Genomic DNA, 14223 nt, shown 5'->3' with positions numbered 1-14223 from the left:
CGGCGTCGAGCCCGCACAGCTGGACCGCCTGCACGGCCCGGTGGGCCTGGACATCGGCGCCCGCACGCCGCCGGAGATCGCGCTGTCCATCCTGGCCCAGATGACGGCCGAGCGCTACGGCCACGTCGTCGGATCGGCCGCGGCCGATCCCGGCTGTGCGCTGAATTAACAAGTTAGTAACTGTTTCGATACGAAGGAGCCACTCGACCATTCGGCCGATAGGCACGGTGATCCGCAGCCTGAACACTGACGCTATCGAACGATAGGATGGCGGAGGATTGCATGCTCGAGCTGGAAGTTGCCGACGGGGACGGCAGCAACGTCGTGGCGCTGCGGGAGCGCGAGGCCGGCGCTGCGGCCGCCCTGGCGCTGGATGCCACGCTGATGGTGGCCATCCTCAACGAGATCGACTACCCGCTGTTCGTGCTGTCGCAGGCGCTGGTGCCGCTGCACATCAACAAGGCGGCCCAGGCGCTGCTGGGCGGCGCCCTGCCCGGCCAGCACCGGCCGGAAGACCGCGCCCGGCTGGCCGAGGCGATCGACGGCGCGCTGCAGCGCGGCCGCCGCAACCTGGTCACCGTGCAGCTCGCGCCCGGCGACCGCCACCCCACGCCGCTGGCCGTGATCCCGCAGCGCGACTCGCTGGGCCGCGCCGCGGTGCTGCTGATCGTGGCCAAGCCGCAACTCTGCCCCGAGCTGACGCTGCAGGGCTACGCCCGCGCGATCAACCTGACCGACCGCGAGACGCTCGTGCTGCAGGGCCTGTGGGCCGGCCTCACGCCCGAGGAGATCGCCCGCGAGCGGGGCGTGGCGCTGTCCACGGTGCGCTCGCAGCTGTCCTCGCTGCGCGCCAAGACCGGCGCCAAGGACCTCAAGGGCGTGACCCAGCGCATCGGCATGCTGCCGCCGCTGGTGCATGCATTGGCCGGAAAGGTCTGAGCCCGGCTGACGCCGGGATAACGCCTTACTTCATCGTGTAGCCGCGGCCGTCCATGCAGGCTTCGACCGCGCGGTTGAACACGGAGGCGGAGTTCATCGCCGAGGGTTGCGTCGTCGCCCAGCGGTTGCATTCCTGGCGGTCGGCCTCGGTCTGCTCGGCGCTCTGGCCATTGCGCGGGTAGATGATCGGATCGGGCCGCGCCGCGGGCGGTGCCGGCGGGGCGACCACCGGGGCAGCAGCCGCCACCTGCGCGCCGTCGATGCCCGGCGGCGGCGTCACGACCACATAGCCCGGTCCGCTGCGGTAGGCCGAGTAGTACACGCCGTTGGCGTAGTAGTAGGGCAGGCCGCCCAGGGTCAGCGTCACGTAGTCCAGCGGCAGCACCGGGATCACGACGCCCGGCGGGGGCAGCACGACGCGGTAGCCGCCGCCGTAGGGGCGGTACCAGATGCCGCTGGAGTACCAGAAGCGGTCGGGGCCGAAGCCGATCGAGATCGAGGCGCCCGGCAGCACCGAGGCGCGGAAGCCGATCGGCGGGTAGTAGTGGTCGTGGTGGTAGCGGTTGTCCATCACCCAGCCGCGTGGCGGCGGGCCGCGGCGGTCGTGGTCACGGTCACGGTCGCGGGGCTGGGCGCTGGCCAGGCCGCAGCCCAGGACCAGCAGGGAACAGGCGATGAGGGGAAGCAGGTTCTTCTTCATGGTCGTGGTCGCTGAAGCGGACGGGAACATGCCCGATCAACGCCGCCATGCTGGCTGCCGCTGACGAGCGCCCTGTTGCGCGGCCGTAAAGTTTATTGCCCGCGCGGGCCTGCCGATAATCGCCCGATGACGATCACCCTGCACTACTACCCGAGCAATGCCAGCTTCGCCCCGCACGTCCTGCTGGAGGAGCTGGGCGTCCCGTTCACCCTGAGCCTGGTCCAGCGCGACCAGGGCGCGCACCGTTCGCCCGAGTACCTGAAGCTCAACCCGAACGGCCTGATCCCGGTGCTGGCCGATGGCGACAACGTGCTCTACGAGACGGCCGCCATCCTGCTGCACCTGGCCGACACGCACCCCGAGGCCGGCCTGGCCCCGGCCCTGGGTACGCCCGAGCGGGCCCAGTTCTACAAGTGGCTGGTCTGGCTGACCAACACGCTGCAGCCGACGATCATTGCCTACTACTACCCCGAGCGCTGGGTGGACGAGGGCAATGCCGAGGGCGTGGCCCAGGTGAAGAAGCATGCGGAGCTGCGCGTCGGCCCGCTGCTGGACCAGATCGAGGCGCAGCTGGCCTCGCATGGCGGCGACTGGCTGCTGGGTGAGAAGTACACCGTCGCCGACCCGCTGGCCTTCATGCTCTGCCGCTGGACGCGCAACTTCGCCCGCCCGGCGCGCAGCCTGCCGCACATCGGCCGCTACCTGGCCCGCGTGATGGCGCGGCCGGCGGTGCAGCGCGCGGTGGCCACCGAGAAGCTGCCGCAGCCGGTCTACTGATCGGGCTTGCCTGTTGCCAGCCAGCCTTCGAGCAGGCTGCCGGCGAGGCTGTCGAAGTTCAGGCGTTCCAGCGCCGCCGCGGTGAAGGCCGATTCGCTCTGGCCGGTGTACAGCGGCGCGCCGATCCGAGGCGGCGTCGGCCGCAGGATCGGGCCGGCCTCGGCCAGCAGCAGCGGATGCACGCGCAGCCGCACCACCAGGGCGCCCTCCTCGTTGGCGAACACGGCCGTGTCGACGATGCGGGCGCAGCCCCGCTCGCGGGCCCGCTCGACCAGCAGTTCGACCGCCTGGGCCGGCTCCAGCACGCCGGTCTTCAGCAGCAGTGGCTCGGCCTCGAACCCGGCCGAGCGCAGGCGAGCGGTGACCGCCCCGTTGAAACGCGCATTGATCCGGTCCCAGGCCTCGTTCTGCGCCGGCGCCCCGACATTGCGGCCCTGGCCGTAGACCAGCAGGCATCCGGCCGCCGCGGCCTGCAGCGTCGCACAGGCCAGCAGCGCGGCCATCAGCAGGCGGCCCTTCATCGTCACGGCTTCAGCAGCAGCGTGCCGCGGGTGTGGGCAGCGACGTCGGCTTCCGACAGGTGCTCCTGCCGGTAGCGGCCCTGCACGTGCAGCGCGGCCTGGTCCGCATAGTGGCGGTCGCCGGGCACGCCGCTCTGGCCCACGGCGTTGATGCCTTGCGCCTGCCCCGGCGCGGCGAAGTCGATGATGCGGCGCGCCGAGGGGCCATAGACCACGGGCCAGGGCGCGGGGCCGATGCGGACGGCGTAGTTGTTGGGCACGTCCGCATTGCCCGGCGCCTCGAAGGGCCCGACGTTCAGGAAGGGCGCCAGCAGCGCCGACTGGCCCAGCGGATGCGGATGGGTCAGCGTGTGGGCGCGGCCCCAGGTCCAGCGCTGCGGGTTGTTGCCGAAACTGCTGCGCAGGTGCGCCAGCGTGCGGCTCCAGGCCTGCTGGACGGTAGCCGCCTCGCGGCCGTTCCACCAGGGCGAGGCCGGGTCGGCCAGCAGGCGCGGCAGGGCCGGCTCCAGCAGCCGGGTGCGACGCAGGTTGGCGAAGCCCGCCTCGCCGAGTTCATCGGCCATGGCGCCATGCGCGATCTCGTAGACCAGCTGCCAGAACAGCACCGGCGCGCGCTGCTCGACGGTGTAGCGGCCGTCCCAGGCGAACAGCTCGTCCAGCAGCGCGCGTTCCTCGCGGCTGCCTTGCAGCAGCGGGCGCAGCGGGCGCAGCACCCGTTCGCTGTAGCCGGTCTGCACGTCCAGCTGCAGCGCGCGGGTGTTGGCACCGGCCCAGCGGATGCTGTCGTCGCGCAGCAGCGAGTCGAGCCGCTCGGCGCGGTCCCAGAGGTTGTAGTAGCCGGGCACCGGCACCCGCGCGGCGGGCTGGTGGTTGGCCGACATCACATAGCCGCGCGCCGGGTTCTCCTCCTGCGGGTTGTCCTCGAAGGGCAGGAAGCCGGGCTTGTCGGCCTCGCCGGAAGCACCGTCCAGGATGAAGGCCGGGTTGACGCCGGGCGGGCGGCGCGGCAGCTTCGCGGCGGCCCACCAGGCGATGTCGCCGTCGGCATTGGCCCAGACGATGTTCAGGCCCGGCGCGGCGATCATCGCGGCGGCGGCGCGGGCCTTGGGCAGCGTGTCCGCGCGGTTGAGGGCGTAGAAGGCATCGGCGATGGGTTTGTCGCCGGCTTCGAGCAGGGTCCACCACATGGCCAGAGGCGGCGCCTTCGGGTCGCGCGGCGGCTGGAGCACGTCGCTGACGACGGGGCCGTGCGGCGAGCGGCGCAGCGTCAGCACGACCGGCGGCTGGCCCTTGACCTCGATGGTCTCCTGCCGGGTGGTGTAGCGCACGTCCTTGCCGGTCTCGGCCACCAGGTCCATGTCGTCGTTCTGGAACATGGTGAGGCTCCAGGCGAATCGCTCGTTATGTCCCAGCAGCGCCATCGGGCTCAGCGCCATGAAGTGCCCGTAGAGCTCGAAGCCGGGGCAGTCCAGGTGCGCCTCGTACCAGACCGCCGGCACGGCGTACTGGATGTGCGGATCGCCGGCCAGCAGCGGATGGCCCGAGGCGGTGCGCCGGCCCGAGACGGCCCAGGCATTGCTGCCCTCCAGCAGCGGCAGCCCCTGCGGCGCTGCACGGTCGACCAGCGTGGCCAGGCGGCCGAGGTCCTGCAGGTCGCCGGGCCGCATCTGCTGGCGCAGCACGCCGTCGGGATGCCAGTCGAGGTCGAAGACCTTCAGGTAGGCCGGGCCCAGGCGCTCGCGGATCTCGCTGAGCAGCGGCTCGGTGCGCAGGCCGGCGGCGAAGCTGTAGGCCAGGTAGGCGGTGACCGAGAGCGAGTCGGCCGCGGTGAAGGGCCGCTTCGGGATGCCCAGCAGCTCGAACTCCAGCGGCCGTTCGTGCGTGGCCTGGTAGTGGTTGATGCCGTCGAGGTAAGCCGTTAGCGCGCGGCTGGCCGGGCTGCCGGCGGCCTGCTCGCGGGCGGCCTGCGCGTCGGCATGGGCGCGGATGCCCAGCGTGCGGAACAGCCGGTCGGTCTCCAGCAGCTTGGGGCCCAGCACCGCGGCCAGCTCGCCGCGCGAGAGGCGGCGCAGCATCTCCATCTGGAACAGCCGGTCCTGGGCGTGGACATAGCCCAGCGCGCGGTAGAGGTCGGCCTCGGAGGCGGCGCGGAGGTGGGGCACGCCGAAGTCGTCGTAGCGCACCTGCACCGAGGACTGCAGGCCCGGCAGCCGCAGTTCGCCGCTACGCTGCGGCTGCTTGCCATGCAGGTGCCAGGCCAGCGCAGCGGCGGCAACCAGCAGCAGGGCCAGCAGGCCCAGCAGGATCCGCTTCAGCGCCCTCACGGCGCGCGTCAGGCCTTGCGCAGTGCGGCGAGGGTCTCCACGCGCTTGAGCAGCTCGCGGTCGTTCCAGGGCTTCTTGTAGATGCCGTAGATGCCCTGCACCTGATGGACGCGGGCCGACATCTCGTCATGACCGGTGATGGCGATCACCGGCATGTCCTCCGTCTCGATGCTGCCCTGCACCGCGGCGATCAGCTCGAAGCCGTCCTTGTTGGGCATCTCGAGGTCGGTGATCAGCACCTGGAAGCGCTCGCGCGACAGGGCCACGAGCGCGTCGTCGCCGTCCTTGGCCAGCGTGACCTTGTAGCCGGCGCCCTCGAAGAGCTTGCCCAGCTTGGCGCGGGCCACGGCGGAATCGTCGACCAGCAGCAGCGAGGGGGGGCCGGCGGGCGCCGGAGCCGGCGTCGGCGCTGCCACCACCGGTGCCGCCGCGGCCAGCGGTGCGGGCACGGGCGCCGCCACGCGCGCTGCCGGCGCCATCGCGGGCGCCGGAGCCGGCGCGGGCGCGCGGGTGGACGGGCGGCGCTCGCCGTCTTCTCCCCGCTTGCCGCTGATGAAGAAAACGACCAGGGCCAGGGGCACCGCAATCAGGAACGGCAGCAGGTAGCTGCTCAGGCCGTCCGACAGGTCGATCAACATGTCTCTCTCTCCTCGCCATCGTCCCCGCTCGGCCACTGACACGGGGGACCAGCCGCCATTGTGTACGACATGGGCGGCTTCACGAAGGCTGAGTGGGCCAGTGACGTTCAAACACCGCAGCCAGGCGTGGGTGCGTGTCCACACGCAGCAGCAGCGCATGCAGCTCGGCATGGGTGTGCTGCAGGTGCTGGCGGGCGCCGGACCAGCGCGAGACCACGGCCGCCAGCAGGTCCAGCGCGCCGGGCTCGGGCCGGCCCAGCAGGAAGCCGGAGGCCCCGGCCGGGGTCTGCGCGGCAAAGGCATCCCAGTGCAGGTGCAGGCGGTGACGGGCGCCGCGCTGGATGCAGACGTTGGCGATCGAGCCGTCGTCGGCGTCCAGGTGCCAGCGCTCGGGGAAGTCGATCACGCTGATGGCCGAATAGCAGTTGGCCGCGATGAAGACCAGGCCGCGGATCGCCTGGGCCCGCGCCGAGGCGTCCTCGGGCAGCAGCCCGGACCGCGGCAGCGCCAGGCCCAGGTGGATCAGGATCGCGGCGCTCTCGGTCAGGATGCTGCCGTCGGGCAGCAGCAGCGTCGGGATCTGGGCCATCGGGTTGATGCGCTTGAGCGCCTCGGTGCCTTCGCCGGGAATCCAGGAGGCCGCGTCCACGCGGTCGAAGGGTTCTGCCGCCCATTCCAGGGCCGCCTCGATCGCCGCGGAGCCGCTGCCGCGCGTGCCGTAGAGCGTGTACATGGTGTCGAACCTCCTCAGTTCACATCGGCCAGGGCGGCAGCGGCGCGCGCATCCGCTCGAAGGCAGCGCTGAGCTGCAGCACGCCGAGGTCGTCGAAGCGCCGGCCGGTGATCTGCAGCCCGATGGGCAATCCGCCGGCCGTCGTCATGCCGCAGGGCACCGAGGCGGAGGGCTGCTCGCTCATGTTGAAGGGCAGCGTGAAGGCGATGTGCTCGAAGGGGCGCTCGGGGTCGTTGACCGGGCTGGCCAGCCGGGCGTCGAAGGCCGGCACCGGGCTGACCGGCGAGAGCACGAAGTCGAAGGGCTGGCAGGCGGCGACCGAAGCCTCGCGCAGCGCCTGCATCTGCGCCTGGCCGCGGAACACGGCCGCGCCGTCGAGCCCCACCGCGCCCTCGGCCCACTGGCGGATGTAGGGCAGCACGCGTTCGCGGCGCTCGGGCGGCAGCTGCTGCAGCTCCAGCCAGGCGCGCATGCGCCAGAAGCGGTCCAGGCCTTCGACCATCGCGCGGGTGGTGAAGGGCGCGAGCGGCTCGACGATGGCACCGGCCTGCTCGAACAGCCGGGCCGCCGCGGCGATGGCCGCCGCCGTCTCGGGCTCCACCGGCAGGCCCCAGCCGGCCTCCATCTGCAGGCCCAGGCGCAGGCCGCGGAGCTCGCGCGGCTCCAGGTCCAGCCAGTCGATCGCCTGCGGCGGCAGGCTCGTGGCGTCGCGCCAGTCGGGGCGGCTCAGCGTGCGCATCAGCAGCGCGGCGTCCTGCACCGTGCGGGTCATCGGCCCGGCGACCCGGCCCGCATAGGCCGGCCTGATCGGGATGCGGCCCAGGCTCGGCTTGAGGCCGAAGACGCCGCACCAGCTCGCCGGCAAGCGGATCGAGCCGCCGATGTCGGTGCCCACGTGCAGCGGCCCGTAACCCGCCGCCGCAGCGGCACCGGCCCCGGCGCTGGAGCCGCCGGGCGTCTTGCTGGTGTCCCAGGGGTTGCGGGTCAGCGGGTGGAAACTGGACAGGCTGGAGCTGAGCATGCCCTGGTCCGGCATGGTCGTCTTGGCCAGCAGCACCGCACCGGCCTCGCGCAGGCGGGCGGCCGGCGGGGCGTCCTCGGCGGCGGGCACCAGCGGCGTGGCGGCGCAGCCCAGCGGCATCGGCGTGCCGGCGGTGGCGATGTTCTCCTTCAGCGTCAGCGGCACGCCGTCCAGCGCCAGCGCCTCGCCGCGGCGCCAGCGGGTCTCGCTGGCGCGGGCCTGCTCCAGCGCGCGCTCGGGCGCGTAAGCGTAGAGCGCCTGCAGCGTCGGCTCGCAGCGCTCGATGCGGGCGATGACGGCCTGCGCGACCTCGACCGGCGAGAGGCTGCCGTCGGCATAACGCGTTAGCAGTTCGGCGGCGCTGAGGTCATGCATCGCTTGTTCATTCCCAGTGGAGGGCGGCAAGATCGTTGACGAAGACGGGCATGTCCACCCACAGGCCCTTCAAGGACTTGTTGGCGACGGTGATCCACAAGGGCTGGTAGAGGTAGACCGCCGCCACGTCGCGGGCCAGCAGCTTCTGCGCCTCGCCCAGCAGCTTCAGCCGCGTGGCCTCGTCGGGCGCGCTGCCGATCCGCGCGTGGAGCTGGTTGAACTCGGCGCTCTCGTAGCCCCAGTAGTAGCCGGGCTTGGCGTAGTTGCCCAGGTCCAGCGGCTCGACGTGGGAGATCAGCGTCAGGTCGTAGTTGTGCGCGGTGTAGACGCCGGACATCCACTGCGCCCACTCGATGTTCTCCACCTTGACCGCCATGCCGGCCTTGGCCAGCTCGGCCGCGATCAGCTCGCCGCTCTGGCGGGCATAGGGTGTGGGCGGCAGCTTCAGCGTCAACGGCAGCGGGCGGGGGAAGTTCAGCGCGTAGCTGGCATCCTTCAGCAGGGTCTTGGCGCGGACCGGGTCGAAGGTGTTGAGCCCGGTCAGGTCCACATAGCCCGGGGCGCCGGGCACATAGTGGCTGCCGATCGGCACGCCGAAGCCGTCGGCCGCAGCCTCGATGACGGCCTTGCGGTCGATGGCGGCGGCGATGGCCTGGCGCACGCGGATGTCGTCCAGCGGCTTGCGCTTGTGGTTGATCGCCAGGATGGTCTTGGCCCGCGAGGGGTTGCGGATCACCTGGAAGCGCGGATCGGCCTTGAACTGGTCCAGGCTGCGGGCCACGGCGGCGCGCGGGAAGGCGTCCACATCGCCGGAGAGCAGCGCCGCCACCTGGGCCGCCGGGTCGCCGATGAAGCGGAAGGACACGCGTGGGATCAGCCCTTTCGCGGCCGCCGCGCCGCGCCAGCCGGGCGAGGCCTTCAGGCTCAGCTGCGAACCCTTGGCCCAGGCGTCGAGCATATAAGGGCCGGTGCCGACCGGTGCCGTGCCGTTGCTGGCCGCGCTCTTCGGTTCGACGATCACGGCGGTGGCCTGGCCCAGCATGAAGAGCAGGTCGGGCTCGGGGGTCTTCAGCGTCAGCACGACCGTCCAGGGGTCAGGTGTTGCCACGGCCATGTTCGAGAACAGGCGGCGGTCCTTGTTGGTGCTGGCGGCGGCCGCGGCGCGCTCGAAGGAGAACTTCACCGCGACGGCGTTGCAGGGCTCGCCGTTCTGGAACTTCACGTCGCGGCGCAGGTGGAAGGTCCAGGTCAGCGGGTCGCCCATGGCCCAGTCGGTGGCCAGCAGCGGCGTGACCTTGCCGTCGGCATTGATCTTCGTCAGCGTCTCGAAGACGTTGTACTGGACGATCTCGGCAATCGCCGCCGAGGCGTTGGCGGTCGGGTCCAGGCCGGGCGGCTCCAGCGTCATGCCGAGGACGAGGTTGGGCCGGGCGGCGTGGGCCAGCGGCAGGGACAGAGCCAGGGCCGCGAGGATCAGCAGGCGCCTCATGCTTCGTACAGCTCCAGCGGCAGGCCGTCGGGGTCGGCGAAGAAGGTGAAGCGGCGGCCGGTGTACTCGTCCACGCGGATCGGCTCGACCTCGATACCGCCGGCTTCCAGCTGCTGCTTGCAGGCCGCCACGTCGTCCACCGCGAAGGCCAGGTGGCGCAGGCCCTGCGCCTCGGGTCGCGAGGGGCGCGCGGGCGGGTTCGGGAAGGAGAACAGCTCGATCTGCGAGCCGTCCGGCAGCGCCAGGTCGAGCTTCCAGGAGTCGCGGGCGGCGCGGTGGTTCTCGGCCACGACGCTCAGTCCCAGCGTGTCGACGTAGAAGGCCCGGGAGCGCGCGTAGTCGCTGCAGATGATGGCCGTGTGGTGGATTCGCTTGAGCATGGTGCCGCAACGATAACGCCGTCCTGCAGCCCCGGCATGAAATCCGCCAGCGGCCGGCAGCGGCCGTCGTGGCACAGCTCGTAGCCGGCCGTGTAGGGCGACTGGGTGAGCCGCAGCGCGGGCAGCGGCGGCAGCGCCGGCCGGTAGTGCCAGACGCCCTGCGCATCGAGCCGTGCGCCGTCGGGCGGCTCCATGCCGGCGCCGCTGCCGCGGATGCGCGCCTCGGTCAGCAGCAGCGCGCCGGCCTCGACCCGGTAGTCCTCCTCCCAGCGGATCTTCTCGATCGAGTGGGTCCAGGCCAGCGTGAACTGGTCCCAGCCGAGGGCCACGGCCAGCGTGCCGGCGGCCAGGCACAGCGGCATCAGCGGCGCGCCTTCCAGTAGTTCCAGCCGATGACCCCGGCGCCCAGCGCATAGCCGGCCCCGTCGGTCCAGGGCACGGCCGCCACCAGCAGCGACGCGGCCACGAAGGCCAGCACCCGTTCGGTCCATGAAGCAGGCCCGCGCAGGTGGCCGACCACCGTCACCGCCCACAGCGTGATCGCCACGACCGCCTTGAAGCTCACTTCCAGCACGGTGAACCAGCCGGCATCGCCCTGCTGCATCAGCGCCGGGTCGTAGACCGCCATGAAGGGCACGACATAGCCGGCGATGGCGATCTGCGTGGCCTTCCAGCCGGTGGCCGTGGGCGAGCCCTTGGAGATCGACGAGGCCGCGAAGGCGGCCAGCGCCACCGGCGGGGTCAGGTCGGCCATGATGCCGAAGTAGAAGCAGAACATGTGGCTGACGATCAGCGGCACGCCCAGCTTCAAGAGCGCCGGCGCGGCGATCGAGGCGGTGATGATGTAGTTCGGGATCGTCGGGATGCCGGTGCCCAGGATCAGGCAGACCAGCATCGTCAGCAGCAGCGACAGGAACAGGCTCTTCTCGCCCACCTGCAGGATGAAGCCGGCGAAGGTGGTGGCCGCGCCGGTCAGCGAGAGCACGCCGATGATCACGCCCACCACCGCGCAGGCGATGCCCACGCCCAGCGCCTGCTTGGCCCCGTCCACCAGGCTGCTGCGCAGCGTGTGCAGCGTCTTCTTGCCGTCCGGCACGAACAGGCAGGCCGCCACCATCAGGGCGATCATCGCCAGCACCGGCGAGATGCCCCATTTCGCGAAGGTGGCCGCGCCCAGGCCCACCGCCAGCCAGAACGCATAACGGAAAGCCTGCACTGACACCCGCGCCGCCAGCGCCACGCCGAGGATCAGGATCGCCGTCAGCGCCAGGCCCACCATGCCGGCGAACATCGGGGTGAAGCCGTGGAACAGCATCCAGACCAGCGCCGCCAGCGGCAGCACCAGGTGCCAGTTGTCGCGCAGCGCGTGCCAGGCGTTGGGCACCTGGTCGCGGCGCAGGCCGGTGAGCCCGGCGCGGCCGGCCTCCAGGTGGACCATGATGAAGGCGGTGAAGTAGTACAGCAGCGCCGGGATCACCGCGGCCTTGACGATGGCGGCATAGGGCACGTTGAGCGTCTCGGCCATGATGAAGGCCACCGCCCCCATCACCGGCGGCATGATCTGCCCGCCCATGCTGGCCGTGGCCTCCACCGCGCCGGCGAACACCGCCGAGTAGCCGAAGCGCTTCATCAGCGGGATCGTGAACTGGCCCACCGTCAGCACATTGGCCACGCCGGAGCCGGAGATCGTGCCCATCAGCCCCGAGGAGATCACCGCCACCTTGGCCGGCCCGCCCTGCGCGGTGCCCACCAGGCCCAGCGCCAGCGAGTTGAACAGGCGGATCATGCCGGCGTGCTCCAGGAAGGCGCCGAACAGGATGAACAGGAAGATGTAGGTGGCCGAGACCAGGGTCGGGATGCCGTAGATGCCTTCGGTGCCGAAGCCGACCTGGTCGATGATCTGCGACCAGGCATAGGGCCGGTGGGCGATGGCCTCGGGCAGGTACTCGCCGAACAGGCCGTAGGCGAGGAAGGCGCCGCACAGCAGCGGCAGTTCGTAGCCGAGCACCCGCCGCGCGGCCTCGAAGACCAGCACGATGGTCAGCGCGCCGACGATCAGGTCGGTCATCGTCGGATCGCCGGAGCGCTGGATCAGCGCGGCCTCGAAGACCCACTGGTAGCAGCCCAGCGCGAAGCTGCCCACCGCCATCACCCAGTCGTACCAGGGAATGCGCAGCATGCCCGCGCCGCGCTTGACCCGCGGATAGAGCATGAAGGTCAGCAGCAGCAGGAAGCCGACGTGCAGCGAGCGCATCACCAGGCTGGACAGCGGCGAGAAGGCCGCCACCAGCAGCTGGTAGGCCGAGAAGGCCAGCGCCGCGCCGGTAAGCAGCGTCAGCGCCCAGCCGCCCAGCGTGCGCTGGGCGCCGTGTTCCTGGAACTCGTCGGGGATGTCGGCGGGCGTGTCCGGCGCCAGGCCGGGGACGAGATCGTGATCCGACATGGCCTGCTTACTTGAGCAGACCGATTTCGCGGTAGTACTTCTCCGCACCCGGATGCAGCGGCAGCGGCATGCCCTTCAGCGCGTTCTCCCGCTTGACCAGCTTGCCGGCCGCGTGGGCGGCGACCAGCGCGTCGAGGTTCTCCCACATCGACTTGGTCATCTTGTAGACGGTGTCCGCGCTGACGGCCTCGCTGGTGACCAGGAAGTTCTGGATCGCGATGGCGTTGACGTCCTTGGTCTGGCCTTCGTAGGTGTTGGCCGGGATCACCGCGGCCTGGTAGGCCGGGTCGCCGACCTTGGCCACCACGTCCGCCGGGATCTCCACGACCACCACCTTCTGCGACACCGCCAGGTCGCGCAGCGAGGACACGCCCAGGCCGGCGGACTGCAGCGTCACGTCGAGCTGGCGGTTCTTCATCAGCTCCACCGATTCGCCGAAGGGCAGGTACTCGACCTTGGCAAAGTCCTTGTACGACAGGCCCGCCGCCTTCAGCACCGCGCGCGCGTTCAGCTCGGTGCCCGACTTGGGCGCGCCGACCGAGATGCGCTTGCCCTTCAGGTCGGCCAGCGAGCGGATGCCGGAGTCGGCGCTGGCCACGATCTGGATGTAGTTCGGGTAGATGCCGGCCAGGCCGCGCAGCTTCTTGAGCGGACTCGCGAAGCCGGCCTCGGCATCACCCTTCCAGGCGTCGGACAGCGCATCGCCCAGCGTGAAGCCGACCTCGCCGCGCCCGGCCTGCAGCAGGTTGAGGTTCTCGGCCGAGGCCTTGGTGGCCTGCACCGAGACCTTGGCATCGGGCATGGCCTTCGAATAGACCTGGCTCAGCGCCACGCCCATCGGGTAGTAGACGCCGCTGGTGCCGCCGGTGAGCACGCCGATGTATTCGGCGGCATGGGCGGAGAGGCTCAGGGAAGCGCCAATGGCCAGCGCGGCGGCAGCCCTAACGGCGAGTTTCAGCATGATCGATGTCTCCTGGATTCTTGTAGCGCCCCAGTGTGTCCGGGGCCGTCCAGGGAGACATTCGGCAAATCACCTAGTCAGCATCTACTCAGCTGCGGCTCGCACGAGTTCCTGCGTGTAGGGCTCGCGCGGCTGGCCGAACACTTCGGCCGGTGCGCCGCGCTCGATCACGCGGCCCTGGCTCAGCACCAGCACCTCGTCGCACAGGTGGTCCACGATGGCCAGGTCGTGGCTGATGATCAGGTAGCTGAGGTTCTGCCACCTGGCCAGCTCCTGCAGCAGGTTCAGCACCTGGGCCTGGATGGAGACGTCGAGCGCGCTGACCGGCTCGTCCATCACGATCAGCTTGGGCCGGGTCACCAGCGCCCGCGCGATGGCGATGCGCTGGCGCTGGCCGCCGGAGAACTCGTGCGGGTGGCGCTTCATGTCGGCCACGCGCAGGCCCACCGCCTCCAGCGCCTCGCGCACGCGCTGGGCCAGCTCGGCCTGGGTGAAGCCGCTGCGCGCCAGGATCGGCTCGGCGACGATGCGGGCCACCGTCATGCGCGGGTCCAGCGAGCCGTAGGGATCCTGGAACACCATCTGCAGGTCGGCCCGCGCGCGGCGCAGCGAGGCGGCGTCGAGGCCGTGCAGCTCGCGGCCCTTCAGCAGCACGCGACCGGCATCGGGGCGGTGCAGCGCCATCACCGTGCGGGCCAGCGTGCTTTTTCCCGAGCCCGATTCGCCGACGATGCCCAGCGAGCGGCCGCTGGCGATCTCGAAGGAAATGCCATCCAGCACCGGCAGGCGCCGGCGCGGCAGCCACGGCCAGGAGCGCGGCAGCGCATAGCTGCAGCTGAGGCCCTCGACGCGCAGCAGCTTGTGGTTGTTGTCCTCAGCCATGCAGGGCCTCCCGGGCATGCAGGCAGCGCGAGGCATGGCC

15 protein-coding genes are annotated in these 14223 nt (G+C 71.1%); 3 read left to right on the top strand and 12 right to left on the bottom strand.

What is annotated here, in order from left to right; translation table 11 throughout:
- Positions 1-40: 40 nt before the first annotated feature.
- Together B0W88_RS22535 and B0W88_RS22530 are read left to right on the top strand one after the other, a co-directional pair.
- A complete protein-coding gene (locus B0W88_RS22535) occupies positions 41-169 on the top strand; it encodes a hypothetical protein (protein ID WP_369973921.1) in 129 nt (42 codons plus the stop codon).
- A 113-nt stretch (positions 170-282) separates the two neighbouring features.
- Positions 283-939, top strand: coding sequence for a helix-turn-helix transcriptional regulator (locus tag B0W88_RS22530; protein WP_158080918.1), 657 nt, complete (start codon positions 283-285; stop codon positions 937-939).
- Positions 940-964: 25 nt separating this feature from the next.
- Here B0W88_RS22530 and B0W88_RS22525 read toward each other — a convergent pair whose 3' ends face one another.
- Entirely contained in the window at positions 965-1639 is a 675-nt protein-coding gene (locus B0W88_RS22525; RefSeq protein ID WP_077036871.1) for a DUF6515 family protein, read from the bottom strand.
- A gap of 126 nt (positions 1640-1765) precedes the next feature.
- Between B0W88_RS22525 and B0W88_RS22520 the strand changes: the two genes are divergently transcribed.
- A complete protein-coding gene (locus B0W88_RS22520; protein ID WP_077036870.1) occupies positions 1766-2416 on the top strand; it encodes a glutathione S-transferase family protein in 651 nt (216 codons plus the stop codon).
- Here the strand turns inward: B0W88_RS22520 and B0W88_RS22515 are convergent.
- From B0W88_RS22515 to B0W88_RS22465, 11 genes are all read right to left on the bottom strand, one after another.
- On the bottom strand, positions 2410-2937 hold the full coding sequence (locus tag B0W88_RS22515) for a hypothetical protein (protein ID WP_077036869.1): 528 nt from the start codon (positions 2935-2937) through the stop codon (positions 2410-2412). The genes B0W88_RS22520 and B0W88_RS22515 overlap by 7 nt on opposite strands.
- A 2-nt stretch (positions 2938-2939) precedes the next feature.
- Positions 2940-5261 carry a penicillin acylase family protein gene (locus B0W88_RS22510; protein ID WP_304442597.1) on the bottom strand — a complete coding sequence of 774 codons (2322 nt, stop codon included), beginning with the start codon at positions 5259-5261 and terminating at the stop codon, positions 2940-2942.
- Positions 5262-5269: 8 nt separating this feature from the next.
- Positions 5270-5899 (bottom strand): PleD family two-component system response regulator, encoded by a 630-nt coding sequence (locus B0W88_RS22505; RefSeq protein WP_077036868.1) that lies wholly within the window; start codon positions 5897-5899, stop codon positions 5270-5272.
- A gap of 79 nt (positions 5900-5978) precedes the next feature.
- Positions 5979-6632: a glutathione S-transferase family protein gene (locus B0W88_RS22500; RefSeq protein ID WP_077036867.1), complete on the bottom strand. Its 654-nt coding sequence runs from the start codon at positions 6630-6632 to the stop codon at positions 5979-5981.
- A 19-nt stretch (positions 6633-6651) separates the two neighbouring features.
- Positions 6652-8028 carry an amidase gene (locus tag B0W88_RS22495; RefSeq protein ID WP_077036866.1) on the bottom strand — a complete coding sequence of 459 codons (1377 nt, stop codon included), beginning with the start codon at positions 8026-8028 and terminating at the stop codon, positions 6652-6654.
- Positions 8029-8035: 7 nt separating this feature from the next.
- The gene (locus B0W88_RS22490; protein ID WP_077036865.1) at positions 8036-9517 is read right to left on the bottom strand and encodes an ABC transporter substrate-binding protein; all 1482 of its coding nucleotides are present in this window, start codon (positions 9515-9517) and stop codon (positions 8036-8038) included.
- Positions 9514-9897 (bottom strand): VOC family protein, encoded by a 384-nt coding sequence (locus B0W88_RS22485; RefSeq protein WP_077036864.1) that lies wholly within the window; start codon positions 9895-9897, stop codon positions 9514-9516. The genes B0W88_RS22490 and B0W88_RS22485 overlap by 4 nt, the downstream gene beginning before the upstream one ends.
- The gene (locus tag B0W88_RS22480) at positions 9813-10259 is read right to left on the bottom strand and encodes a DUF1850 domain-containing protein (RefSeq protein ID WP_077036863.1); all 447 of its coding nucleotides are present in this window, start codon (positions 10257-10259) and stop codon (positions 9813-9815) included. The genes B0W88_RS22485 and B0W88_RS22480 overlap by 85 nt, the downstream gene beginning before the upstream one ends.
- Positions 10259-12340, bottom strand: coding sequence for a TRAP transporter permease (locus B0W88_RS22475; RefSeq protein WP_083748986.1), 2082 nt, complete (start codon positions 12338-12340; stop codon positions 10259-10261). The genes B0W88_RS22480 and B0W88_RS22475 overlap by 1 nt, the downstream gene beginning before the upstream one ends.
- Before the next feature lie 7 nt (positions 12341-12347).
- The gene (locus tag B0W88_RS22470; protein ID WP_077036862.1) at positions 12348-13301 is read right to left on the bottom strand and encodes a TAXI family TRAP transporter solute-binding subunit; all 954 of its coding nucleotides are present in this window, start codon (positions 13299-13301) and stop codon (positions 12348-12350) included.
- Positions 13302-13385: 84 nt separating this feature from the next.
- Positions 13386-14183, bottom strand: coding sequence for an ATP-binding cassette domain-containing protein (locus B0W88_RS22465; protein WP_233151807.1), 798 nt, complete (start codon positions 14181-14183; stop codon positions 13386-13388).
- Positions 14184-14223 lie beyond the last annotated feature (40 nt).

This window comes from Pelomonas sp. KK5 (assembly GCF_001984095.1).
In the GTDB taxonomy this organism is placed as follows: Bacteria; Pseudomonadota; Gammaproteobacteria; order Burkholderiales; family Burkholderiaceae_C; genus KK5.
The sequence above is the reverse complement of the archived record's forward strand: the minus strand, read 5'-3'. Positions and strand labels throughout refer to the sequence as shown.